The organism is Psychrobacter sp. JCM 18901 (assembly GCF_000586435.1).
Lineage (GTDB): Bacteria > Pseudomonadota > Gammaproteobacteria > Pseudomonadales > Moraxellaceae > Psychrobacter.
Genome location: NZ_BAWH01000022.1, coordinates 1 through 26,055 on the forward strand (window position 1 = coordinate 1; position 26,055 = coordinate 26,055).

Sequence of the window (26,055 nt, forward strand, 5' to 3'; positions counted from 1 at the left end):
GACACATCCTTAAAATGCCAGTAAATACTGGCACTAAATTGGGTTTGATTTTAATTTTAATGGTAGAAGTACGATTAAAGTGACTTGCTAGTGAAGCAACTTATTACTTGCCTAGTAAGTCATCGGTCTTAGCTGCCATGACAAAATCATTGCGATGCAAGCCCTTGATACTATGTGACCACCAAGTGACCGTAGCCTTACCCCACTCTACCAATATACCCGGATGATGTCCTTCTGCTTCAGCGATGTCTGCCAGTTGATTGGCAAATGCCATTGCTGAGACGAAGTTTTTAAATTTATACTGACGCTGTAATTGCTGAATACCATCTACTTCGATCAATGACCAATCAGGAATTTGCGGTAATAATTCTTTTGCTTCGGCTTCATCGACTTTCGGTGCGCCAATGCGGCAAGCTTCGCAGCTGTTTTGTGATAGTGCTGTCATAATAAAATCCTTTTATAGTGGCTGTTTTCGATGTCAGTTTTTAATGGTTATTTTGATAGCTATTTTCTAATACTCGTACGTTCATGTTGATATAGCTTTGCTGCTATCTCAATATTCCGCACTGAAGTGTTGGTTTTCATGTTTAATTTTGAATTGACGTTTTTAACGAATTTTTTTCTGGATAGGTCGGCTCAAATAGTCCAAGCGAAATTGCTTTTTTTGACCGCACCCATAATGTCACTATTGACAATATCAAATAAGGTATCTAATTCATCAATGACATAGTAGATCGGCTGTATCTGATCGATACGATAAGGTGTACGCAACACATCGAGCAAATCAAACGCTCGGTGTTCTGGTTGGCGCTCTACTTGATGTGAGCTTTCACCTTGCTGATCAGAATACTCTCTAAGCGCATAGACCGTTTCAGAAGGTGAGCTTAATATACCGCCGCCGTAGATTCTACGATTTTCTATGCGACTGCCAACCAAGCCAAACTCAATGGTAAACCAATACAATCGTGCTAAAAACCAGCGCTCCTCTTTCGTTGCACTAAGACCAAGCTTACCATACGTCTCATTGAAGGCTGCAAACGCAGGATGGGTCAATAGCGGACAATGCCCAACGATTTCATGAAAAATATCAGGCTCTTCAATATAGTCCATGTCATCAAATCGACGAATAAACGTCGCCACAGGAAAGGACTTATTGGCCAGTAGTTTAAAAAAATTTACCAAAGCTAATTAATGCAGGCACAGCGGCAGTTTGCCAACCTGTGGTCGCTTGCAATACCTCATCGATATCATGCAGCTGCGGGATATGCGTCGTCGGTAAGTTTAACTTAGTCAAACCCTCTAGATATGCAGTACACGCACGATTGGGCGTTTGTTCCGCTTGACGTGCCAGCAGCGCTTGCCACATCGCATGCTCATCATCACTATAGTGAATATGGCCATGGCTATCTGGCTGGTGTGAGATATACGGCTGTTTTTTATTTGTCGCGTTAGAATGACTGGACGCATCGTCGCTTTGCTTATTAGTCGCAACGCTATTGGTACCGATGGCAGTATTAAGAGAATATATCTGTGATAGGCGTTCCATGCCTGTATTCCTTTTATCGCAATGAGAGCATTATCTTTGCAGTCGTGCTTGTAGGTAATGCACTTATTAAGGACAATACAAACTCCTTTTGTCTTGTCCAATTGTTAAATGTGGTCTAAGCGTTAGGTAGCTTTATAGCGTTTCAGTCTCTGGCTGACCGACTGTGCCGCGACGTACTTGGTCGCGCTCTATCGATTCAAACAACGCTTTAAAGTTACCTTCACCAAAGCCATCTGCATAATCGCCTTTACGCTGAATAAACTCAAAGAACACTGGACTACCCAAAATAGTTTCAGAGAAAATCTGTAGTAGCAGACGCGGTGCACCGCCTTCTGTCGTACCGTCCAACAAGATACCGCGCGTTTGCAAGTCGGCGACATTTTCACCATGGTTTGGTAAGCGCTCGCTCAGCATTTCATAGTAGGCTGCATTTGGTGCAGTCATAAGTGGAATACCAGCCGCTTTTAGCTTATCGATACTGGCAAACAAGTCATCACTGGCTAGCGCAATGTGCTGAATACCTTCGCCATTGAAATGCATTAGGTACTCTTCGATTTGACCACCGCCCTGTTTGGCTTCTTCATTCAGTGGAATACGGATTTTTCCATCGGGTGCGGTCATGGCTTTACTGGTTAGTCCCGTGTACTCACCTTTGATATCAAAGTAGCGAATCTCGCGGAAATTAAAGATACGCTCATAGAATTTTGCCCAGTACGCCATGCGTCCACGATAGACGTTGTGCGTTAAATGATCGATGACTTTGAAGCCATAGCCGACAGGGTTTCTGTCGATATCTGCAAAGAACTCAAAGTCGACATCATAGATAGATTCGCCATCTTTATAGCGGTCAATTAAATAGATTAGTGATCCGCCGATGCCTTTGATAGCTGGCAACCTAAGCTCCATCACCCCAGTTGGCACGTCTACTGGCTGCGCACCCATTTCAACCGCACGCTCATATGCTTTTTTGGCATCTTTTACGCGAAAGCCCATGCTACAAGCGCCTGCGCCATGCTCTTCAACGAAATAACTTGCTTGACTTTTTGGCTCGCGGTTTAGGATAAGGTTGATATCACCTTGGCGATATAGCGCAACGTCTTTTGAGCGGTGATTGGCGACATGGGCAAAACCAAGCTGCTTAAACAATGCGTCGACTGCATCAGGCTGCGGAGAAGCAAACTCGACAAAATCAAATCCATTTAGTCCCATTGGGTTGTCAAATAAATCTGCCATTGTAATTATCCTTAATTTCAATTGGTAATAGAAAATCGATGAGTAGTAAAAGTCGATTAATAGTAAAAGTCTATAAAACGATTAATAATCAATCTTTATTGTTGACGTTGTATTTATATTAGATTAGCTTTATTTATAAGACTAATTGTTTTTTATGATTTATTTATCAGGTTTACTTATGAATATCAGCATTCGCCAATTAACTGCATTTATCAAAGTCGCTGACAACGGCAGTTTTACTCGTGCTAGCGAACAGATGTATTTGACTCAATCTGCTGTTAGTGGATTGATTAAGGAATTAGAGACTGGCCTCGGTATCGTGTTGTTTGATCGCACCACTCGCCAGTTATCTTTGTCAGCAGTAGGACGGCACCTACTACCGCAAGCGCGGCGTATCTTGAATGAGATGCAGCTTTTTGAAAATGAAGCGAGTAGTTTGACCAGCTTAGCCCAAGGTCAGGTACGCTTGGCTGTATCACAGTTTGCAGCTTCTTCCCTACCTGCTGTCATCGCTCAATTTGCCAAAGAATATCCAAATATCGGCGTCTCACTATTGGACTGCTCAGCCGAGAATTTGCTTAAACATATCCAAGATATTGAAGTCGATTTAGGCGTTGGCACCGAACTTGGTTTTATAGAAACTGAAGATGATATCGGTGCTGATTTGTTGTATCAGCTACCTTTTTGCGTGGTTATGCCAGACAGCCATACACTGGCACAAAGAGACGAAATCACTTGGCAAGATTTATTAGAAACGCCGCTGATTACCTTGCAAGGTCCGTTCCTTGAGCAAGTAACCGCAGAGCTCGACGGCTCTATCTCCGCTCATGTTCAACAAGCCCGCTACAAGGTAAACTTTATGTCCACCGCGCTTGAGATGACGCGGCAAGGCTTTGGTATCACGCTGTGTCTGCCTTATATGCCTGAAGTTATTGATTGGGTCAGCGCCAATGGTCTGCTGATGCGACCACTCACTCAACCAGTCAAAATGCGGCAATTCTTTATCTATCAGCGTGCCTCACGGGCTCTCTCTCCGGCGACCATTGCTTTTAAGCAGTTCTTGCAAACCTATTTTGCGACCCATTATAACGACCTACATCACTCTGACTCATCGTCTAGCGAATGACGTATAGCATTTCAAATGCGCTTGATAGATGGATAAATAATCTATTTAGCTATTTATTTTATTAATTGCCTCATATAACTCACTCTCGTGTTGAGTTCAGCCGCGATTTGCTCTATGATTTTCGGCTGCTCGATTTATATTTTTATAAGGAAATGGCATGTTTGAACGTATCGATTATTACGCTGGTGATCCAATCTTAGGTCTTATGGAAAAATACTCAGCAGATAGCAATCCTAACAAGGTCAACTTAGGCATTGGTATTTATTATGATGAGAGTGGCGTATTGCCTGTACTCGACTGTGTGAAAACAGCCGAAGAGCTTATTGCTGATCCTATCGCACCGCGTCCATACCTACCAATGGCAGGCCTGCCAGGCCACCGTAAAGGCTGTCAGGAATTACTATTTGGTAAAGACGCCCAAATTTTAAAAGACGGCTTGGTCGCTACTATCGCTACAATCGGTGGTTCTGGTGCGCTAAAAGTCGGTGCTGAATTTATCCACACATGGTTCCCACAAGCTAAGTGCTATGTGAGCGATCCAACATGGGGCAACCATATCGCTATCTTTGAAGGCTCTGATGTAGAAGTCGGTAAATACCCGTACTACGACAAAGCCAACAGCAGCATCAAATTTGATGAAATGATTGCGTTTTTTGAAACATTAAACAAAAATGACGTCATTTTGCTACACCCATGCTGCCATAACCCAACCGGTATGGATTTGACCCAAGCACAATGGAACACCGTACTCAATGTCGTGAAGGCGCGTGAGCTGATTCCATTCATGGACATCGCTTATCAAGGGTTTGGCGAAGACATGGACAGCGACGCTTACGCTATTCGTAAAGCGGTTGAGATGGGCCTCCCATTGTTTGTTAGCAACTCATTCTCTAAAAACTTATCGCTATACGGCGAGCGCGTCGGCGGCCTATCAGTCGTCTGCCCAACCGTAGACGAAACCGAGCGCGTATTCGGTCAGCTAAACGCAACCGTACGCCGTATCTACTCAAGCCCGCCGTCACATGGTGGACGTGTGGTCGATATCGTCATGAACGATGAAGCACTACATGAACAGTGGGTTAGCGAAGTTTATGCGATGCGCGACCGTATCAAAGCCATGCGCCTAAAGCTAAAGTCAGTGTTAGAGGCTAAAATCCCTAACCGTAACTTTGACTACATCACTCGTCAAAACGGTATGTTTAGCTTTACTGGTCTCACGCCTGAGCAAGTCGAGCGTTTACAAACTGAGTTTGGTATCTATATGGTTTCTAACTCACGTATGTGTGTGGCTGGACTAAATACCAGCAACATCGACTATGTGGCCAATGCCATGGCAGACGTCTTAAAAGACTGATTAAACCACGTAAGCCATGTTACTCAATATGTAACTTTATAAAAAAATAAACATAGATAAGAAAGGCTGAGCGATTGCTCGGCCTTTTTTTGTGCCTAGCATTTAATCAAAATTATTTCGTCAAAACTATTTTATTAAAATCATCTAGTCAGAACCGTTTAGTCAAAACAACGACAACCACTTTTCAAAGCAGCCTTTTCACAAAAGACATTGCACAAAAAAACTTGCAATCCATATATCAATAAATTACATTATGCGTAAGTGATTAATTATAACGTAATTCATAATGTATATTAGCAAGGAGCAAATCATGTCAACGACTGACAGCACCCTCACCTCTTTTATCGATATCGCTGCTGACTCTGACTTTTCTATTCACAATCTCCCTTATGGCATCTTTAGCGAGACCAAAGACGCTGCTAGTGATAACAAGCGCCGTGCAGGCGTTGCCATTGGTGAGCATGTACTGGATCTATCTGTACTCGAAGCCGAAGGATTATTAAGTTTGGATGGTGGTCCTTATTTTGACCAATTCACTCTAAATTCTTTTATTGATTCTGGTCGAGACAATTGGACGCAGGCGCGCACTACCATTCAAACACTGCTGTCTAGCGACAATGACATTTTACGTGACAATACAGACTTGCAAAGAAAGGCGCTATTTAAGCAAGCAGACGTCACCATGCATTTGCCAGTGCAAGTACCAGGCTTTACCGATTTCTATTCATCGAAAGAGCACGCGACCAACGTCGGCACCATGTTCCGCGATCCAAACAACGCCCTATTGCCTAACTGGACCGAAATGCCTGTGGGTTATAACGGACGCGCCAGTACCGTTATCGTCAGTGGAACTGATATCGTACGTCCATCAGGTCAGCTAAAGCCTAGCCCTGATGAGCGTCCTATCTTCTCAGCCTGTAAGCGCTTGGATTTCGAGCTAGAGACCGCCTTTGTCGTTGGTAAAGGTAATCATATCGGTCAGCCAATTGCCGTAGATGATGCCGCTGATCGTATCTTTGGCATGGTGTTGCTCAATGACTGGTCAGCCCGAGATATCCAAAAATGGGAATACGTGCCTTTAGGTCCATTTAATGCCAAGACCTTTGCCTCCGAGGTTTCTCCTTGGATTGTCACTATGGATGCGTTGGCTCCGTTCAAAACAGCTTGTCCGACACAAGAACCCAAGCCGCTTGCATATCTAAACGAAAAAGCGAGCGATAACAGCTTTGACATCAATCTATCGGTTGAGTTACTGCCTGAAAATGCGGAAACAGAGACAGTCATTTGCGAGACCAATTTTAAATACATGTATTGGTCAATGGCACAGCAGCTTACCCACCACACCATCACTGGCTGCAAAGTTGAAGTCGGCGACATGATGGGCTCAGGCACGATTTCAGGGCCAACGCCTGATTCTTATGGCTCGATGCTAGAAATTGCTTGGAATGCTACCAAACCAGTCACGCTAAAAGGCGGCGAGACGCGCAGCTTTATTGAAGATGGTGACACGGTCATCATGAAAGGCTATAGCGAAAAAGACGGCATCCGTGTTGGCTTTGGTGAAGTACGCGGCAAAGTATTACCAGCACTGAGCTTTGATTTTGATAAATAGTATTTAAGAAATAACATAGATAGAGAAATAGCAAAATAGGCGTGAAAACTCTCATGCAGGCTGATAGGAAGACAAATGCATTCACCTACTCATCGTTATGTGAATACAGCCAAATGAGTGACGCGCCTTATCAAAAGGAGTTTGATATGAGCTTTCAAATTGAGAAAATCCATCATGTGGCTTATCGCTGCAAAGATGCCAAAGAAACCGTCGAATGGTATAAAAAGAATCTAAATATGGATTTTATTCTGGCATTCGCAGAAGATCATGTGCCTTCGACCAAAGCCTTTGACCCTTATATGCACGTCTTTTTGGACGCTGGTAATGGAAATGTCTTAGCGTTTTTTGAAGTACCCAATCAACCTGAGATGGGCTTTGATCCTAATACCCCAAGCTGGGTGCAGCATTTGGCGCTAAAGGTTAAGGACCGTGACGAGCTAATTGTTGCCAAAGAGCATTTAGAAAATGCAGGCATCGATGTCATTGGCGTGACCAATCACGGCATCTTTCACTCGATTTACTTTTTTTGATCCCAACGGTCATCGTCTCGAGCTGACCTATGATGATCCAACCTCAGAAGACAAAGTATCGATGATTACAGATGCCATCAAGCAAGACATGCTAGATGAGTGGTCTCGTACCAAGCGTGCTCCTGCACATACACAGTTTCTGCATAGTGATGAGCTGGCTGAAGCACGCGAAGTTGCTCCTGTCGGCGAGTAACTCTCCTGTCATTCTGTTTACTGCCTTTTTAAATGATCAGTTAATCATCGCTTTAATTATAAAAGTGCTAATTGACGACATACCCTAGGTATTAATGAATAGCGAACCATATCTAACCATCATGAAAGGACTCTATGATGAAAATAAGAACCCCTCTAGGAATATTCTTAGCCGCCTCGATTGCGATGACTGGTTGCTCCAATAACGACCAAGCAGGAGGCGCGTCTACAGATGCAGGTGAAGTGACAACATTGCGGTTCTCGCATTTTATGACTGCCACTGACAATATAAACACCGAAGCGTTAGAGCCATGGGCAAAGAAAATTGAAGCAGATTCAAAAGGTCGCTTAAAGGTTGAGATATACCCTTCTGCGACGCTCAGCAAACCAGGTGCTACCTATGACGCTACAGCTAAAGGTAGCGTAGATATTGGTATGCAAGCGCAAGGATATACAGCAGGACGTTTTCCTTTGACTCAAATCATAGAGTTGCCAGGCATCACAAATACTGCACAGCAGCAGAGCTGTATACTTCATAAACTATATGACGAGGGTGTCATTAAAGACGAGTACGAAGACACTCACTTGCTAGCGCTGATAGGCACTGGACAAGGTGCACTTCATACGGTTGATAAACCGATTCGCACGCCAGCTGATATGAAAGGTCTGCGTATTCGCCAACCTTCTGCGGTTGCTAGCCACATTATCGAAGCCACTGGTGCTGCACCTGTCGGCATGCCTGCCAGTGATACTTATACCTCTCTGCAGCGCGGTGTCATTGATGGGCTCAGCTTTACTTGGCAACCTATTCAAGCGTTTCGCCTTGATGAGCTGATCAATACGCACACCAATATTCCTTTTTATAACTCCACCTTTGTGATTAGCATGAACAAAGAGAAATATAACAGCTTGCCTGATGACCTCAAAAAAGTGATTGATGACAATTCTGGCGCAGAGCTGGCAGCACATATCTCTAAAGTATTTGACATCAGCAATGCCAAAGCGATGGCCGCCGCCAAAGCAAAAGGCGATATTATGATTGATATTCCTGATCCACTTAATGATCCAGATTGGAGAGGCCCATTAATGGAAGGCTCTCAGCATTACCTAGATGAAGTAAATGCAACTGGCCTAGACGCTGACAACGTATACGAAAAAGCAAAAGCGGCCAGTAGCGCCTGTATGGTCTAAAGGATACATATCAGATGACTATGGCGTGAATTGAAGGCACGCCCTAGCTTATAGCACCATTATTGGCTAGGCAATTTGATAACGCTGCGCTATCGCCAGTATTTTCTTAACCACATTATGTTGCTCACTCATAGGCAATTGCTCTGTTGTTCCAATGATAGTGATGGCATATTCTAGCGGTAAATCTTCATCATCAGTTTTATCACTACTCGTGGGTTGGTTAACAACGCTATTGGCAAGCTGCGGCAATATGACAGGTATCGTAATGGCATTAATCCCCATAAGCATATCGCCCGTCACTGTCGCATAGCCTTGAGTACGAATTTTGGCTTGTAGCTGAGCAAAATCCTGCCATTTCTCGGTCATATCTACAGCGGTATTAGTCGTATGCCATTCAGCTGTGACCAATGGCTGAATGACGGCATCAGGTTGATAACTGGCAAATAACTGCCCTGTGGCCGATGTCGTCAGAGGCATACGTGAGCCAATGCGAGTAATGATACTAATCGGACTGTCTGGCTCAACGGACTGGATAATAATAGGGCCTTCGCTAAACCATTTGGCAATTTGCACACCGCAGTTTAACGTGTCTTTGATCTCATTAGCCACTTGCGTGAGACGTGCCAAGAGATTGTTTCGGTTGAGTCCAGTATGTCCTAATGATGCCAATGCATTGACCCTATCGCCAAGCCCATAGCGCCCATCATCAAGCTTACGCGCGTAGTTTTTGCGGATGAGACTGACCAAGTAACGATGGGATTTTGCTGGATGCATTTGCATGGCTTCAGCGACATCCTTTAGCATCATAGGCTCATTGCGGTCGATCAGCACATCGAGTATCGACAGCCCAATCTCAAGCGACTGAACCCCACTTTGGTTTTTACTGCTGATAGAACTGTCTACAAGGGTTTTGTCTGCTGGCATGATTTGCTCGATTCTGGTGTACTTGGTTATTTTTTTAATAATGCTTTGCTTGTTAGTGGTTTGTTCAATAAGGGTTTGCCCGATCAGATATTACTGAGATACAGACCCTACTTCATAATATTTATCTTTATAAAAACACATCAATATAAGGACATGAATCATGATGACACTTTATGGCTACTTTCGTAGTAGCACGTCTTACCGTACTCGTATCGCTATGAACTTAAAAGGCTTAGATTACGATGATATCACGATCAATCTGGCACAGGATGAGCAGTTAGAATCTGCTTTCAAAGCGATTAACCCGCAAGGATTAGTACCTGTCCTACAAGCTGACGATTTATTATTATACCAAAGTCCAGCTATCTTGGAGTGGTTAGAAGAGGTCTACCCTGAGCACGCACTATTACCTAACGATGCTGCTGGGCGTATGCAGGTACGCGCGCTGAGCGCCATGATTGGTTGCGACATCCACCCAATTAATAATCGCCGCATTTTACAGTACCTACGCAATGAGCTGTCAGTAGACGAGAAAGATGTGATTGCATGGTGCAATCGCTGGATCAGTGAAGGTTTTGCCGCTTTAGAGACACGTTTGGCAGCGGATAACAATCGCGGACAGTTCTGCTATGGGGACAGTCCTACTCTCGCAGATTGTTATTTGATTCCGCAAGTCTCTTCTGCTCGCCGCTTCAAAGTAGATTTGAGCGCTTATCCCAATATCGTCGCCATTGATACTCATTGCCGTACACTAAAGGCATTCGCAGATGCGGATCCTATGATGCAGCCTGATGCGCCGAAACGTGATGCCTAATTTAAGACAGTTTTTATAGGATACCTATCTTTATAGAATATTTATCTTCTCGGCCAAATATTAAGTGACTTAGAATTAACACTTAGTATTTGGTCTGGCTTCGTTCTTCAATATTCTTTACCCCTACCTATCTTTACAGCTTAATTCCTAGCTTAATTGCTGAATTTTGTCTCATTGACTATTATTTATTCAATTTTTACAATATAATTTTTAATATATTCATATTAACGGTTGTATGGTGGGCAGTTGTTGGTTATTCTTTATATAAGCATTTGTCATCGCTCAAATTTGTACTTTATCAGCTATAGAAAAAAGTACTGTCTTATTCATCAAGATAAGGTTGAACAATATGAATGATATATCCTCAGCAGAGATAACCACCCTACCATCGAATGCAGCAAACAAGATTTATGCATCAGCAATCATGTTCAGAGATGAAACAGAAAGCGCTAGAAAAATTGCACCCGTGGTAGTCAATAAACTTTCAGAATTTGCATTATTTAGAATAGGGCTGCCTAAATCGTTAGGAGGATGGGCAGGAAACCCAATAGAAACGCTAAAAACTTATGAGACGTTGGCCAGTGCTGAAGCCTCCGTTGCTTGGATTGTTTGGAACAACCATTTGGCCTGTACATTCGGTCGATTTTTGGACGAGTCCAGTATGAAAGAAGTATACAGCGACCCCTCTCATATCTATGCCAATTCCGCACGTCCTGAAGGCGTGGCACAAACAGTAGATAATGGCTATATGGTATCAGGACAATGGACACTCGTCTCTGGATGCCAATTGGCTGACTGGTTTGTGCTCCGTTGCCTCGTTATCTCCGAAGGCTCTCCTACGACCCTTGGCCCAGGTGCAAATTTAAAGCTATTTTTTTATTCCCAGGAAAGATGTAAAAATCATTGATACATGGGACGTGGGCGCCTAAATGGCACAGGTAGCCACGATATAGTTGTCAAAGACGCTTTTGTCAAAGAGGCTTATGCAGTTGACTTTGATAGTCCTGTGGCTGTCGATACTGCCTACAGTCGACTGCCTATTGGTTGTATCAATGCTGCTGGCTGTGCAGCTATGGCGCTAGGCGTATTAAAAGCCGCTATGGATGACTTGGTTGATATGTGCCTTGAGAGAGTAACGCCTGGTAAGAGTCCAGATCTACGCGACCGTGCAACGGTACAAGCTACCATTGCTAAGAGCAAAACCGTACTGGCATCAAAACGCGCCCAACTGCATCATAGTGTCGAGGTACTATGGGAAGAGGCACAGCAGCAGAACACCTTTACTGATATACAGCTTGCAGATGTATGGGCAGCGTCTTGTGAAGGCGCAAGAGAAGCTCGTGACATGGTATCTGAAATTTACGCAGTCGCTGGCACAGCCTCCCTATATAAAAAGCACAAGATAGAAAGAGCACATAGAGACATTCATGCGATTTTGCAGCATGGCATTATTCAACCTCACTGGATGAATCAAGCAGGTATGGCCTATGTTGGACTGACACCGAATGGCGCAATGTTTAGAATATAGAAGCACCTTAATTATAAATAATAAGCGCTTGTAAGATACAATTTACAAGCGCTTATTTTGATTTATCGATAGCTTTATTACTTTAATTGTTTATCTTTAAGCCGTAAAAAAAGCAAGACATTGGATGTCTTGCTTTTTATAGTCTTCCGATAACTACAGCTGAAAGGCTTTGTTAATCAAAATGGAAGCCTGCACCCACTGCACCGCCTACGTTGCCTTGAGTATCTGCTGTACCATTTACCTTGATGACCCAGCGACCGTCATTAGATAATTTAGAGAAACCAATCGCTACAGCACTCTCTCCATTATAGGTACCGACACCGCCACCGATCAATGACTTGCCTGCGATATAAGCCTGAGGCATTGCCGACATTGCCATTGCCGCTGAGATACCTGCATTTGCATCGTCTTCTACTTCGTCGATTTTGTAGCCAAGATCGCTCATGTTGTTATTGAGTCGACTATCAAGCGCGCTAAGCTGACCATAATTGACGGCATCTGTTGCTTCGACCCCATCGGCGACACCAGTCATGCGTTGGTTACCAGCATATAGACCTTGAGACGTCATACTTGGTCCATCTTGCATACTAATGCCTTCACTATTGATAACCGTTGTCCCAACTGTGACACTATCAACGCTGATATTACCGTTTAGATCAAACTTAATACTACTGCCATCTGCTGTGGTGGTGATGTTATTACCACCAGTGAAGCTTAGGACACTATCATCGCCAATTGGTTTGTTGATATTGGCACCACTGTCTGCGCCAAAATTGAGTCCAGCATCTAGCTTGTCCGTATTGGTTTTGATATTCGTGGTATTGGTCTTGATATTGCTGGTATTCGTAGCAATATTTGTCGTATTGGTCGCGATATTGGTTGTATTAGTGGTAATGTTCTCTGTGTTAATTTGCACATTTTCACTAATTTCAATCGTGCCTTGTCTGATAGAAGCAATCGCACCATCGATATTGCTTTCACCCGTTCCACCAATGTCACTGTTGGTAAAAGTACCATCTTCGGCATTGTAAACAGTGTCACCACCGATAATACTGCTGATACCAGTGCCTTGGGCATAAAGCTGACCACCATTTATGGCGTCCTGACTTGTCGCCGAAACCTCCCCATTTTGAACGTTGGTAATTTTGGTACTAGCGGCATCAATACCACTTTTCATGATGCTTGGGCCACCTGCAATGGTCAGTCCATCGTCATTCATAACCGTACCACCAGTGGTTACGCTATTCAAAGTAATATCTGGGTTCAGATCAAAGCTAATATCATTAGCATTGGTAGGTATGGCTGCAGCTTGTAGTGATGGACTACCATTAAGAGCAGCGACATCACTCACTGATTTCCGAGATACCTTGATATTACCGTCTTTACTACTAAGGTCTACGGCATCTCCTTGTTTTACCATAGTAGCGATATCACCTTGAGCGGTGATGCCCCAACCTTGATCCAAAGCAATGGCTACATCTTTCAACTGCCCAACATTGACAGCATCCGTATTTAGCACACCTTCCCCAACATTGCGAATGGTGTTGCCTCCATTGTCTAGACCACGACTACTCAATGAGACCTGAGAAACCATTCTATTCACACCATTTCCAACGAAGGTAAAGCCTGCATCACTCATGATGCTGTTGCCTATCTGTATACTGCCATCATCTCCAAGGTCTAACTGATTATTCAGTTTCACTTGGACGCCAGTCGCAGAAGCGACAGTAGTCAGATTGTTATCTCCTGTGACATTGATAGTATCGCCTAGCGAGAATTGCTGATCATTATCGCTATTGCCGTCACCAATTTTGATACCTTTAGCAACTTCGTTATTGGTCTTAAACAGCTGACTACCGTTAACCGCATCTTTACTAGTAGCGCTCAACAATCCATCAGCAACATTGGTAATTTTGTTGTTGCCATTGTTCAGACCATTGTTAGTCAGTGCTACCTGATTATTATCACCATTATATAAAGTAATGCCTGCATTATTAACCTGAGTATTGCCAGTGGTAACGCTGCCTGTATTACCAAGATTAATATCTTTATCCAATCTGATAGTCAAGGTATCAGTACCATTAGCAGTGACACTAATGTTTTTCGTTGCTGGATCAGCATTGATGGTATCGCCACCTTTGACAGTTAGCTTTTGACCAAGTTTACGGTTGACATCGGTACCACTGTCACCCCCAAAGTCTAGACCTTGGTTGATAGTAGAATTGGTTTGATTGAGCTGGTAGACATTAACGGCATCAGTATCGTCCTCACCAGCAGCAAGACCCGTGATTTTACCGGTATTTTCAGCATTGATGATTACCTCACCAAACTTCGGTGAATCAGCCATTTGAATCTCAATACCACCATCTTGTGTCGCAATCGTATTGATATTGCCTGATGAATATGTACCAATAGCTGTTTTACTACCAACAATCTGCATCTCCTTGTTTAGGTTGCGAGTGACATAACCAACAGTTGGATTGTCGTTACCAGAGAAACGTAAACCATCATCTTCTAACGTCGCTATGGTATGACTGTTACCGTCACCATCTTCGTAACTTAAGCGAGTGACGTCTGTGTCATCATCAAATACGTCGCCAGGCCGGATTTCTGGACGCATGGTCAGCGTTGGACTCACACCATCTATCGCTGCAGGACCGTTAGCCCGATTGTGCCATCAGCGCCATTAAGGGCAATGCCAGATTGACCGTCTGCACCATTCACACCGATAAAGCCATCTACACCATCTTCACCGTCTAGATCTGCTCCACCAACACTGAGGTTGTCGCCTAATGCAAAGTCGATTTCATTATCTGCCACTGTAGTGACGATACTGCCATCTGTACTGGTGTATTTGACCGTCTCACCAAGTTTGACTTTGTCTTTAGTCTCACCAGGCGCTAATGAAGCATTGTCGGCAGTAATGTCGAAACCTAAGTCAGTCAGATCCGTTGTCACGTCATTCAACTGATCAAGGTTCACCGCATCAGTACCATTGACACCTTTTCCAAGGTTCGTGATTGTGTTGGTTGGGTAATCCTCTTCATCAGCGTTGGAACCCATATCAATACTCGTACTGCTGATAATCGGACCGCCGTCATTGATGGTGATGCTGTCAAGATCCGTTAGGTTCTTAGCCATTTGAATTTCTAGTGCACCGTTATCTTTCTTAACGGTTTTAATATTGGCTGCAGAAGAAGCTCCAGTAGTCATACCACCTTCGACACCTAGAGTTTCACCTACCATTCTATTAATCACTTGTCCATCATTGCCAACAAACTTCATACCTTTATTAACTAATGCAGTCGAAGCGAGTTTTAGCTGGTCTTCCGTTGCTGCTTGACCTGAAACAATAGAGGTACCATCCCATGTCTTATTGGTTAAACCATTTATTGTGCCAGTAGCGCCATTGATCGTCACTGGGCTTGAACCACCAACCGTGATTTTAGTCGCCTCAACGACGCTGCTGTCAGCACCATCTTTCACGGTAACTTTTTTTGAACTCAACGTTGTCTTTAGTTGCAACTTTGATACTGCCATCTGTTTCACGAGTCAGTAGAATGTTATCACCTGAGGCGAAGTTGGCTTTGTTATCCGTTTTCGTTAACGTCTTATCATCAGCACCATCGACCTGAGTAATAAGTGTCTGTATGGCATTGTCAGCATGACTCAAGCTGGTTTTAGTCTTATCACTTAAATCTACTTTGTAGTTGGTGATATTGTCATTACCTTTATCACCAGCGGTAACTGTCAATGCAGTGTCATCTCCACTAGAGACACTAGTACCATTGGCATTGACGGTGTAGACATCCTGTTCGGTATTGCTGTCGATTGAGAAGTCAACACTGTCGACATTGCTACCTTTGACGACTTTGGTTCTGGCAGCAGCAGAGAAGTTTTTAAGTTGACCGAAGTTCACCGCGTCTTTATCATTACTACCGTCGTCAACATTCACAATTTTTCTATTGCCAGCATTGATACCGTTAGTGGTAACGCTTGGGCCACCAACAACATAAAGCCCAGTGCTATTTAGATTCGTAATGCCAAACGGACTTGCTACCGTAACACCTGTAAGGTTGATTGAAGTACCAGCCAATGCATTTCCAGTTGTCATACCGAAACGGTTAACGTTAGTGACAGGCCCTAGACCAAGTGGCAAGCTGCTACTGCTTCCCATTTTGATACTGCCATTAGTGTCTAGGTCTAGATTGTTATTGAGCACAACTTCAACTTTGCCATTGTCTATTTGCGTAGTGAGGTTGCTGTTAGAGCCTATAATATCAACCGTCTGACCTAGGTTCTTCTGAACCTCATTATTATCAGCAGCTTTGATACCAAAACCTAAGGTCGTTACATCACCAATGGCAGTCTTTATATCACCGATATTTGCAGCATTTAGCTCGTTGTTTACATCAGTGAGGAGACCGCCGCTTAATACCCCTTTGATTTGCTGATCACCAGCATCTATACCACTAGTAGTAAAGCTTGGACCACCAGCGATGGTCAGACCGTCATTATTAACTAGTGTATTGCCCGTAGTTACGCTACCGTCAGCGCCAAGGTTGACTTTCTCAGCTAGTTTTACAACTAGGCCACCCGTTTCATCCGCTTCGACACCAATATTAGCAGTCGTTAGGTCGCTGGTTGCACTACCAGTAATACTCAGGGTTTGGCCAAGTTTACGAGTGGCCGTACCAGTGTCACCTGTGAAGTCAAGACCTAGATCAATGACACTTGAGATACCACCTTTTAACTGCGCAACGTTCACTGCGTCACTGTCTTGACTACCTGCTGCAACATTGATGATCTGACGGTTCCCACCATCCTCTCCTGTACCAACCGATACAGCACCGAAATCTACGCCACTCTGAGTATTCTTGATAGCTGTAGTAGCGGCTGTATTGGCACCTGTTGGTATATACCCTACCTCGCCGCCTGCCACATTAGCTGCTGACCCTGCGCCTAGTGCCACTGAACCTTTGGCATTTGCAGAAGAACCCATACCAAAGGCAGAAGAGGCATCACCTGATGAGCTTGAACGGACACCCACAGCGGTAGATAAATTACCCTCGGACCCTGCTTTGACCCCAATTGCTACAGATGCGGTGCCTTCTGACTCAGTATGTCCATATGGATTATTTGGATCTTCTATAAGGTCGCTATTAGTATACGCATTAGATAACTCGTTAATACCAGCAACCTCTGACGCAGTATCTAAATCATCACCACCGATCGCAATAGATGATGCTCCTGTTGATACCACATTGGCACCAATGGCAATAGATTGTTCACCCAGTGCTTTAGTATCCTGTCCACTGCCACTACTACCAATCGCAATAGCTTGTTCACCTATTGCTTTCGCATTTTTACCCATGGCGATAGCGTTTGGTCCAGTTGCGCCTAGGTTGTCCTCATTATCACCGCCAATAGAATTTGCACTGTAATACTTGGTTTTATTAGTGGCAACCGTGGTCGCTAGGCTAGATAGTTGCCCTCCATTGATCGCGTCCTTACTACCAAGAGCAATCAAACCATCCGCAACGCCTGTAATCTGGTTGTTACCATTGTTCAGACCGTTATTACCTAGCACCACATTATTTAACGGATCACTTGCTGTAATCTTAATACCAGAGTTATCGACCAAGGTATCGCCCGTTTTCAGACTGCCATCAGCCCTAAGTCGACATTTTCATCAAGCTTTACCGTCAGTGATTTATCACGTCTATCAGCCGTGACGCTAATATTTTTGGTACTAGAATCGCCCATTACTGTTTCACCACCTTGGACCGTTAATGTCTGGTGGTAGAATGGATTTGTATAGATTTTAGGCGCTGAATCATCTCCGGCAAAGTAGGTGCCCACTGCACTTGCTTGCATGCCAAAACCAGCCGCTATTAGCCCAATTCCTATTGCGCTCAGGCGTAACGTCTTGATAGCAGACAGATTAGATGTTGTGTTGATAGTCGCGTTAGAGCTAACACTAGATTTGGAAGACTTGCCACGTCCCTTCGCATATTCACCAACGGCGGTAAAACAACTTAAGGCTTCATTCCAGATGACTTTATAGATGCGGTTCATGATGCGTACTCCCTTACAGACTTGTCAGATTTAAAAAATCAGAGATAAAATCCATCTTGCAAGAGAGTTGATATAGTAAAATAAAACAAATTATGAACTTATAATGATTGAGCTTTTTCAAATATTTCTAGTATTGAAGTTTAAAAAAATAGGACGTTTTGTTTTGTAAGTTATGTATCACTCTCTTTATATATTAGTATTACCGAATATATAAAGAGAGACAATACCGTCCATCTGTATTTTGATACCGTTCATGCATATATATTCATAAAAACGAATATATTTATTTATATTTATGAATATATGTACTAAATTATGACCATTTTTAAAAAAATCAGTATTTTATGTAAGTCAGGTATACGTTTATATGCACCATCACTGCATCATAAACGCATGCCACTTACATAAAATATTTATCAGTAAGGTATCTTACTATTTAGTAGGTAATACAATTTCTACAACCAAGCCTTGAACGTCATCACGGCGATTATGTGCATTGATATATCCTTTATGCGCCATGACCACAGCGTGAACAATAGCCAATCCAAGACCATAGCCGCCAGTATCACGATGCCGAGCAGTATCGAGCCGCACAAAGGGATGGAAAATACGTTCTAAGTCTTTTTCTGCGACACCGCCGCCTTCATCTGTTATATTAATTTGAACAGCTGATGCCTTATTGTCCATTTGTATTGCTTTGATTTCAGCAATCACTGTCGAACCCGCTGCCGTGTGCATAAAAGCATTACGAATGACATTTTCAAGCGCGCTATACAGCTGTTCAGCATTGCCTTGTACTGTCCAAAATCCTTCCAAACTATCTAGCGCTGAGCTACAGGCGGTTGCCATTGCCAATGCACGTCTTTATGTTGAAATTCAAAGCAGACATCCTCTCCGATATTACTAATAGTGTCGGATATATCGACTGCCTCACTCTCCAAATTATCGACGGTATATTGCTGCATTTGTAGAGACTGAATATGAATGATTTGCTCAATTAGCTCATTCATTCGTGTAGATTCTTTATCGATACGGTCCAGATAACGATTGGCATTGGGCGCAAAGTCTCGAGTCAGCTCAGTCGCTACATCCAGACGAGCAAGTGGCGAACGCAGCTCATGTGAGATATCACTGAGCATTTGCTTACGTGCCAGCTCACTGTCAACCAGTCTGGTCGAGAGATGGGCAACGTCTTTGGCAAGTAGCCCCAACTCATCATCGCCCATCTTAGACAGTTCTGGGTTGGCTTGATAATTACCATCAATCATACGGTGTACGGTATGTTGTACACGGCCAATTCGCTGGGTTAGCGTACGACTGAGCCATATGCAGACCAATACACTAAAGATAACGATCAATAGCAAACGTATTGGAAAATTACCGTGCTGTAGCTCTACCACGTCTGAAAAACGCAAGTGCGGACGCAACTGTATGATAATTGACTGACCATCAGGTAATTCAACAGACATATCAGCCAGTTCAGGACGAGTATCGATATCAGCTACTGCTGCACTACTTGCTGTTCTTGGTCTTAGGAACTTTTGCCAAAAAGACGGCTCAATTTTCGGTATTTCATTGTCGTGTTCACGAAGTCTATTGTCAGCATTGCGACCTTCTGCACCATAAGCGTTATTCTCTACTCTAGGTGGCCTAGGTGGTATTTGCTGCAACGGTTGTATCGCACGATCCATTAGCCGCCGACCACTTTGCAACTGTCCTTGCGCACGATCGTCTTGGTCACGGTAACGCGGGAATATAATAGCGCCCTGCTCATCATAGACTCTGATTTGATTCATCAGCTGGCGGTCTTGACGATACATCTGCCTGACAGAGTCTACATCACCAGCGTAGCGCCGCGACCATCTCTTCACGCTTTATCAATAGGCTATCGATTTGTACGTCCATACGAGAGGTCAGCTCTTTTTCAGCCAGCCAGCGCTCTACCACGATAGACAATACAGAGGTGATTAGAATCGTTAGTAATAGCTCAGAAACATACGCCAAAACAAGGTAATGCGCACCTTAAACTTAGGTGATTTTTTTGAGGGTCTCCTCAGAAGCTTTCATCGATATGTCCGTCATTACAGCACCAGTTGATAACCTTTTCCACGCACCGCTTTTATTGGTTCATCGTGGAAAGGTTGAAGTTTTTTTTGCGTAAGCGAGATACATGTACATCGAGCTACGGTCGAAGGGCTGCAACTCACGCTGCAAGACATTTTCTGACAGCCATGCTTTACTGACCACCTCCCCTTTTTGTTTGAGCAAGGCCACGAGCAGATCAAACTCTGTACCGTGACTTGTAGCGTCACCCCATCTATCTGACAGGCGCGTTGGTTTTGATCGAGATGCAAACGACTCTCTGGCAACGGAGTATGCTCTGATGCGGTCGTATTGGTACGTTTAATCACTGCATTGATACGAGCCAGCAGCTCTCGAGGGTTACAAGGTTTGGTGATATAGTCATCGGCACCAAGCTCTAGACCAATAATACGATCAATCTCCTCCCCTTTCGCCGTTAACATAATGACAGGAATATCAATAATATTTGGTAATTGGCGCAAGACACTTAATCCATCTAATTTTGGCATCATAATATCGAGTACGAGTAAATCATAAACCGTATCTTCGTGTGCTACTGCCTTGAGTCGTTGTATGACTGCTGCACCATCATGCACGCAGTCACAGCGAATGCCATGATTGTCCAAGTACTCTTGCAATAACTGAGTCAACTCTTCGTCGTCATCGCCTATCAATATATTTGGCACACTTATCTCCTTTCACTTTCGATAGTATTAATTGGTTTAATTCGTTTAGTTACCCATATTATCAGGCAAGCACTTGCCAATTCACCAGAAACGTTACCTTTCTTAATACTTCATAAATGTTCGTAACCTTTAACTGTCGTAATATACTCCTATCAACAGCAAGTATTGCATTTCTAAGATGGCTGACCATAACGAGCGATAACGTTAAACAAATGCTACTTGCGAGATAAAAATTTAGTGTTTATGAAATCAAACTCAATGTAATCAAGGATATTATGATGAAAAAATTACTATTAGGCTCAGTATTAGCAGCGTCTAGCATATTCACAGTAACGGCTTGCACTAGTGTGAATGCCACCACTGATACAACGCCAACTGCGCAAATGCAAAAGAACCACAAAGATGGCGCGATGAGAGGCCCAATGTCAAAACTGGACTTAACCGCGACACAGCAAGCGCAAATCAAAGCCATCATGCAAAACAAACGTGGCGATCGCACTGCTGACCGTGCAGAACATCAAGCAGAACGCGCGCAAATGGATCAGCAAATACAAGCACTGACCAATGCCAGCACTTTGAATACTACTGCTTTAAACCGTCTGGCTGATCAAAGAGCGGCAAAAGAAAAGCAACGTTTTATCGAACGTGTACAAACCCAACATGCCATCGCTCAAGTGCTGACTGCTGAGCAACGTGCAAAGATGGAACAGATGAAATCAGAGAGACAAGAAAAAGGTCGCAAGCATTCAAAAGACCGTAAAGGCCATGACAAACAGCATCAAGGTATGTAATAAACCACTCCGGAAAAGTGTTATTTTACCCAGCTGTATACGTATAAAAATGAAAAAGCGCGCCGTTGATAGGTGCGCTTTTTTTATTTACTTTTTATCGTCTATATATTTTAGTTGCATCCATATTGATTGCATGAATAGTTAAAGCTATTACCATTACTATCACTACCATTATGATAAGTATAAGAACCAATCTGTTGAGAAGATTTATTCCAAGAACCACCATCAGCACTGGTACCATTAGTATATGAAGTATTACCAATTTTATTGGTACTTTGGTTCCAACTACTTCCTGTACTACTATTATAGCCAGAGGTATATGTAGTATTCCCTATTCTATTATTTGTGTATGTATTTCCACTAGCATCAGAACATGTGGAGAACGATGAGTTGCCAATACATCCCGCTTGAGCAGAGCTAAAAGTGATGACAGCAAAAAAATATACCTACTAAATATTGTTTCATACCTATCCTATTCGAATGTAGAAAAATCATTTTTACGAAACTCGCTATTTACTCAACCGAACCAATACGCTCTCTGACCATCGGCAACATGTTAAAGACCATCTTACCTACTGCCGTGCCATTGCCATCTTGGTAATATTGCAGCAGCTCTGGAGCATACTTTCGTAAATCAATGCTATTGCTAGTGTTCGGCGTTTGCACATTGCTTGGTAGGTTAGGAAACACTAAGTCCTTATTGCTAATAGCGGAATACTGTTGCAACACATCTATCCTCATGCCTTTGTCATTATTCGCTTCGGTATCGGCAGTGTTAGTATTGTCCAACTGACGACGTAAGTGCTCCCACTTGAGTTGACCGCGTTTATCAAACCCGTACAGTTCCTGTACTTCTGTTTTGGCAACGGTTTCACCTGTCGTTGCTTCCTCATTCATTTGGTCTTTTATCATAGCCAGTATTTTTTGTACAATAGACTTACTGGTAAATGCCTTTGGATTTTGAATCGACTCAAACGCTGTTATCGGTTCGGGTTCTTGTACCAGCTCTGGGTATTTTTCACTGATCCGATCGTAGAAAATTTGCATATATTTCTGTTGCGACGCTTGATAATCCTCAAAGCGTTGTACTCGGCGAATGATTTGATCGCTTGGTAGCATAGCCGATAACTGGTGCGCGGGCAGCTTTGGAGACAGTGATGCAAGTGAGTTAGCTGTCACATAATTAAACTGGCTGACAGGAGCCGCATCATAAGTCGCATCTAACGCCGCAAAGTGGCTTTTTATCACTTCACCACCAAATCCTTTAGGTAACGTACCATCATCAATGGCTATTTTTAACCACTTGTTTTGCCATTTTGTACCGAGTTTATCGTCTAATAATTCTGAGTTTAGAATCGCAAAATTATCTGCCCATAAGTAAATATCACCGTTTTTAAAATCCATATAAATAGGCTGGTTGATACTGCTGTGATGATTACGTGCTTGATATTGCGCACTAGCGAGCATCGTAGCCTTGCCTGCCATCGGTTGATAGATCCCTTGAGAGTCGATAGAAAGTGGCTTTAGTAGATACTCATCTAATAACTGTGCTTTCTTCACATCTAACGGTCTTTGTTTATCCTCATAATTATCAAATAGCGCTTGATAATCTGGTGCTACTTTTACATCGCTATCGTATTGATGGTCATCCCATGCATGATAGGCATCTACGCATTCAAAATACGACTGCCTTATGCTGTCACGCTTAGTATCGTAATCCACTGCTAAAACATCTTTGTTTTGCTGTTCTGCTTGCAGGATTAGAGCGGCGTACGCTTGGTCATGCGCTTCTTCGCAGTGTTCATCTACATAGTCTGATGCTGCCATTTTCTCCGTACCAGTATTAGTATCGGCATCTATAAATTGTTGGTTATTGCCAATCTCAAGATTGCTATGGTAGCTAAATGACTGACGACGCTGTTTTTGTAGTGCTGTCTCTAGTGTTTTTTTGGCCATGCTAGGCGCTTGTTTTACAGCCACCGTATTGTACTGGCCCAAACTGGTAGACTGGCAACCTGTTAACAATAGCGCTCCTGTCAAAAATGCGCTGGTGACTAACAGATTGTTTTTAGTCTTAAATGGCAGACGTTGTGCAATGGTGTGATGTACTGTTTTCATTTTTTATCCTTAATAGATATGAGCGTAAATGCAATGAGATGATGTCATTTGACTTCTATTTTTCATTCATATCATCTTGAGCATCGTCAACTCGGCTCTCATCGACAGCGTCTGCGCCATTGCCATTATCGTTACCATATTCATTACTGCTATAAGCACCCTCGACACCGTTATCTTGATAGTCGTAGCGTGCATAGCGGGCCGTTTGTAATCTGTCTTTTTTTCGCGCGCTGCGTAGCTATCCATGCATTGCCATCGATAGGAGGCGTAGCGTCTGAACCAAAAGACTCAGCAAGTAGCGGTGTCAAGGCATGACGGTTAAAGCTGGCTTTATCGTAACGTACTTGGTTTAGCATGGTTGTGGTCGACCCCATAAAATCACTACCGATATTGACACGTTGCTGCTTGGCCAGCAGTCGATCTGAGCTGTCTAAGTAATAGTAGTTGATTTGATTAAACGAGATAGGACCGATAGCTTCGATCAGCTGCAATAGCGAACCGACATCCGCGCTTTGATAACCTTTATTGTATAATTGCGCTTTAGCAAGTGCTGTCTTTAGTGCTGCACCATCAGGATATTTATCTGGATTGGCATCTACATAGTCTTGCAGTGATTTCGTCACATATTTGAGCGTCTTACCAATCATTTCAACGCTTTGCTGACTACCGAAATAGACTTTTACGGCACGAGTCGCACCGACTTCTTTGGCAAACGTGTCACCACTGATATCTACTGCGCTAAAATGCTCAGGCGCGAGCTCAGCCATACTGTTCTGTATCGCATTGAGCACTGCATCGTAGAGCACCGCTGGTGGCAACTGCGCCGTGATACTTTCAGACAAACCAAAACTCACCGTGTGCGAGGTCATCTGTGATGGTAGTGGCGTATTTTCAGGGTTGACAAGTGCAACAATCGGCATGATGGCCGATGGATCTACTACGACACTGCTGTTATTAAAATCAAATGCTAATGGTATCTGTATCGACGAGCTAATCGTTGGTGTGGCGTAATCGTAGCTATAGACGCTTTGTAGTTGGCGCTGCTTGGGACGGTATTGACTGACACTATTGAACGTTAAATGCTCATACTGATAAGCATTGGATGCAGCTATTTGCTCAGGAGTGCGGTGGAACATATCAAGTATATTGCCAATCATGCCTGTAGATGACACTGGTAGGCTGCCACGATTTACCGTCTCTGTCTTAGCTTGCTGTTTTGCCATTTGCATGGCTTCATACTTTGCAGCCATTGATTTGGGACTTAACCCTGACATCCCTGAGAGCATACCTTCAGTACCGCTACTGTATTCATCATAATTATCATAGTCGTCACTACTGTAATTATCGCTGCTATAGTCATCTGCTGTATCGTAAGCATACTCGTTATCGCTGTTGGTATCACTGCTCGTCGGCTCATTCTCCCCCGCTTCAGCCAATATAGCAGCAATGGCTCTTCTCTCTGCTTCAGCTTCTGCTCTAGACTTATCATAATCACTAGGATAGTCGGACTCTATCGAATTTTTTGCGTCATCATAATTGTAGTTAATATCCTCTACCACACAGACTTCATAAGCGTCATCATCTTCGTTTTCATTGCATCTATTCGACTCTACACCTACCGCTGCTACTTCTGCTCTAGCCTCAGCTTGCGCCTCATCATCGCTACTATCATACATACCCTCAGGCTGATACGCATAGGTTTCTATAATCGTTCTGAGCAAGCTACTTGATCCTGCGTCAATACTATTTGGGTCAATGAAGGGTGCTGAGCGATAGTTGGCTGTGGCGACTGCGACATGCTCGGTCGCCAAGTGTTGACGAATGGCTGCTAGCAAGTGTGATTTGGCTTGGTTTTCGGTATTTGGATACTTCTCTTGATTAAACAGCTGCTCATAACGCGCGGCCTGAGTGTTTTGACTGGCAGTAAAAGCTTGACCCTGACGTTGGCTCTGCGCGGCATCGGCGACGCTAAAGTCCATCATGGTACTAGAGGCGCTGCTATTCGACGACAGATTGGAAGTTGAGCTGGCTGGAGTCGATTGGCAACCTGCGAGTACAAGTGAAGCACTACCAACCATCAAGGCGATAGAAGTCAATTTACCGGCTGGATATAGATGACCGTTATTATTTTTACCATTATAGTTTTTATGATCAGTGTTAGATAAATAAGCAGGCGCAGTCTCAGAGTAGCGCTGTCGATTGCGGTTATTAATATGGTGTGATGACATAGTAATCTCTTTGTATGAATAG

General features: G+C 43.5%; 23 protein-coding genes and 1 pseudogene. 9 read left to right on the plus strand and 15 right to left on the minus strand.

The genetic code is table 11. From position 1 onward, the window contains the following. Positions 1-103 precede the first annotated feature (103 nt). The 4 genes from TT11_RS13920 to hppD all read right to left on the minus strand — a co-directional run bounded on the left by TT11_RS13920 (position 104) and on the right by hppD (position 2,779). The gene (locus tag TT11_RS13920) at positions 104-445 is read right to left on the minus strand and encodes a 4a-hydroxytetrahydrobiopterin dehydratase (protein ID WP_057759894.1); all 342 of its coding nucleotides are present in this window, start codon (positions 443-445) and stop codon (positions 104-106) included. 191 nt (positions 446-636) lie between these two features. Continuing rightward, positions 637-1,140, minus strand: a complete 504-nt coding sequence (locus TT11_RS13925; protein ID WP_261870879.1) for a hypothetical protein — start codon at positions 1,138-1,140, stop codon at positions 637-639. Positions 1,141-1,165: 25 nt separating this feature from the next. Next, positions 1,166-1,546, minus strand: coding sequence for a hypothetical protein (locus TT11_RS13930; protein ID WP_261870880.1), 381 nt, complete (start codon positions 1,544-1,546; stop codon positions 1,166-1,168). Positions 1,547-1,678: 132 nt separating this feature from the next. Further along, positions 1,679-2,779 carry a 4-hydroxyphenylpyruvate dioxygenase gene (gene hppD / locus TT11_RS13935; protein WP_057759888.1) on the minus strand — a complete coding sequence of 367 codons (1,101 nt, stop codon included), beginning with the start codon at positions 2,777-2,779 and terminating at the stop codon, positions 1,679-1,681. Positions 2,780-2,957: 178 nt separating this feature from the next. On the opposite strand from hppD, the gene TT11_RS13940 reads away from it, so the two are divergent. The 5 genes and pseudogenes from TT11_RS13940 to TT11_RS13960 all read left to right on the plus strand — a co-directional run bounded on the left by TT11_RS13940 (position 2,958) and on the right by TT11_RS13960 (position 8,784). Next, complete coding sequence (locus TT11_RS13940) at positions 2,958-3,905, plus strand: LysR family transcriptional regulator (RefSeq protein ID WP_261870881.1); 948 nt, start codon at positions 2,958-2,960, stop codon at positions 3,903-3,905. A gap of 157 nt (positions 3,906-4,062) precedes the next feature. Next, complete coding sequence (locus TT11_RS13945; protein WP_261870882.1) at positions 4,063-5,259, plus strand: amino acid aminotransferase; 1,197 nt, start codon at positions 4,063-4,065, stop codon at positions 5,257-5,259. Between the two features lie 310 nt (positions 5,260-5,569). Beyond that, complete coding sequence (gene fahA / locus TT11_RS13950; protein ID WP_261870883.1) at positions 5,570-6,871, plus strand: fumarylacetoacetase; 1,302 nt, start codon at positions 5,570-5,572, stop codon at positions 6,869-6,871. 146 nt (positions 6,872-7,017) lie between these two features. Beyond that, positions 7,018-7,594 (plus strand): annotated as a pseudogene (locus tag TT11_RS13955) (VOC family protein). Between the two features lie 137 nt (positions 7,595-7,731). Further along, positions 7,732-8,784, plus strand: coding sequence for a TRAP transporter substrate-binding protein (locus tag TT11_RS13960; protein ID WP_261870884.1), 1,053 nt, complete (start codon positions 7,732-7,734; stop codon positions 8,782-8,784). 66 nt (positions 8,785-8,850) lie between these two features. Here the strand turns inward: TT11_RS13960 and TT11_RS13965 are convergent, their stop codons facing one another. Beyond that, the gene (locus tag TT11_RS13965; RefSeq protein ID WP_261870885.1) at positions 8,851-9,708 is read right to left on the minus strand and encodes an IclR family transcriptional regulator; all 858 of its coding nucleotides are present in this window, start codon (positions 9,706-9,708) and stop codon (positions 8,851-8,853) included. Positions 9,709-9,871: 163 nt separating this feature from the next. Here TT11_RS13965 and maiA point away from each other — a divergent pair, with 163 nt between their 5' ends. From maiA to TT11_RS13980, 3 genes are all read left to right on the plus strand, one after another. Further along, positions 9,872-10,522, plus strand: a complete 651-nt coding sequence (maiA, locus tag TT11_RS13970) for a maleylacetoacetate isomerase (protein WP_261870913.1) — start codon at positions 9,872-9,874, stop codon at positions 10,520-10,522. Positions 10,523-10,871: 349 nt separating this feature from the next. Further along, complete coding sequence (locus TT11_RS13975; protein WP_261870886.1) at positions 10,872-11,429, plus strand: hypothetical protein; 558 nt, start codon at positions 10,872-10,874, stop codon at positions 11,427-11,429. A 3-nt stretch (positions 11,430-11,432) separates the two neighbouring features. After that, positions 11,433-12,050: an acyl-CoA dehydrogenase family protein gene (locus tag TT11_RS13980; RefSeq protein ID WP_261870887.1), complete on the plus strand. Its 618-nt coding sequence runs from the start codon at positions 11,433-11,435 to the stop codon at positions 12,048-12,050. A gap of 172 nt (positions 12,051-12,222) precedes the next feature. On the opposite strand, the gene TT11_RS13985 is transcribed toward TT11_RS13980, so the two are convergent. The 8 genes from TT11_RS13985 to TT11_RS14020 all read right to left on the minus strand — a co-directional run bounded on the left by TT11_RS13985 (position 12,223) and on the right by TT11_RS14020 (position 20,896). Next, positions 12,223-14,688 (minus strand): YadA-like family protein, encoded by a 2,466-nt coding sequence (locus tag TT11_RS13985; RefSeq protein WP_261870888.1) that lies wholly within the window; start codon positions 14,686-14,688, stop codon positions 12,223-12,225. 5 nt (positions 14,689-14,693) lie between these two features. Beyond that, complete coding sequence (locus tag TT11_RS13990; RefSeq protein ID WP_261870889.1) at positions 14,694-15,536, minus strand: hypothetical protein; 843 nt, start codon at positions 15,534-15,536, stop codon at positions 14,694-14,696. Continuing rightward, positions 15,520-17,694, minus strand: a complete 2,175-nt coding sequence (locus tag TT11_RS13995; RefSeq protein WP_261870890.1) for a hypothetical protein — start codon at positions 17,692-17,694, stop codon at positions 15,520-15,522. The genes TT11_RS13990 and TT11_RS13995 overlap by 17 nt, the downstream gene beginning before the upstream one ends. Before the next feature lie 14 nt (positions 17,695-17,708). After that, positions 17,709-18,128, minus strand: a complete 420-nt coding sequence (locus TT11_RS14000; protein WP_261870891.1) for an ESPR domain-containing protein — start codon at positions 18,126-18,128, stop codon at positions 17,709-17,711. A 432-nt stretch (positions 18,129-18,560) separates the two neighbouring features. Further along, positions 18,561-18,977 carry an ATP-binding protein gene (locus tag TT11_RS14005; protein WP_261870914.1) on the minus strand — a complete coding sequence of 139 codons (417 nt, stop codon included), beginning with the start codon at positions 18,975-18,977 and terminating at the stop codon, positions 18,561-18,563. Then, the gene (locus tag TT11_RS14010; RefSeq protein WP_261870892.1) at positions 18,950-19,948 is read right to left on the minus strand and encodes a histidine kinase dimerization/phospho-acceptor domain-containing protein; all 999 of its coding nucleotides are present in this window, start codon (positions 19,946-19,948) and stop codon (positions 18,950-18,952) included. Before TT11_RS14010 ends, TT11_RS14005 begins: the two co-directional genes overlap by 28 nt. A gap of 19 nt (positions 19,949-19,967) precedes the next feature. Further along, positions 19,968-20,132: a hypothetical protein gene (locus TT11_RS14015; RefSeq protein ID WP_261870893.1), complete on the minus strand. Its 165-nt coding sequence runs from the start codon at positions 20,130-20,132 to the stop codon at positions 19,968-19,970. A gap of 77 nt (positions 20,133-20,209) precedes the next feature. Further along, the gene (locus tag TT11_RS14020) at positions 20,210-20,896 is read right to left on the minus strand and encodes a response regulator (protein WP_261870894.1); all 687 of its coding nucleotides are present in this window, start codon (positions 20,894-20,896) and stop codon (positions 20,210-20,212) included. 278 nt (positions 20,897-21,174) lie between these two features. Between TT11_RS14020 and TT11_RS14025 the strand changes: the two genes are divergently transcribed. Next, on the plus strand, positions 21,175-21,687 hold the full coding sequence (locus tag TT11_RS14025; RefSeq protein ID WP_160021823.1) for a Spy/CpxP family protein refolding chaperone: 513 nt from the start codon (positions 21,175-21,177) through the stop codon (positions 21,685-21,687). 513 nt (positions 21,688-22,200) lie between these two features. On the opposite strand, the gene TT11_RS14030 is transcribed toward TT11_RS14025, so the two are convergent. Together TT11_RS14030 and TT11_RS14035 are read right to left on the minus strand one after the other, a co-directional pair. Next, a complete protein-coding gene (locus tag TT11_RS14030) occupies positions 22,201-23,805 on the minus strand; it encodes a hypothetical protein (protein ID WP_261870895.1) in 1,605 nt (534 codons plus the stop codon). A 170-nt stretch (positions 23,806-23,975) separates the two neighbouring features. Next, complete coding sequence (locus tag TT11_RS14035) at positions 23,976-26,033, minus strand: hypothetical protein (protein ID WP_261870896.1); 2,058 nt, start codon at positions 26,031-26,033, stop codon at positions 23,976-23,978. Positions 26,034-26,055 lie beyond the last annotated feature (22 nt).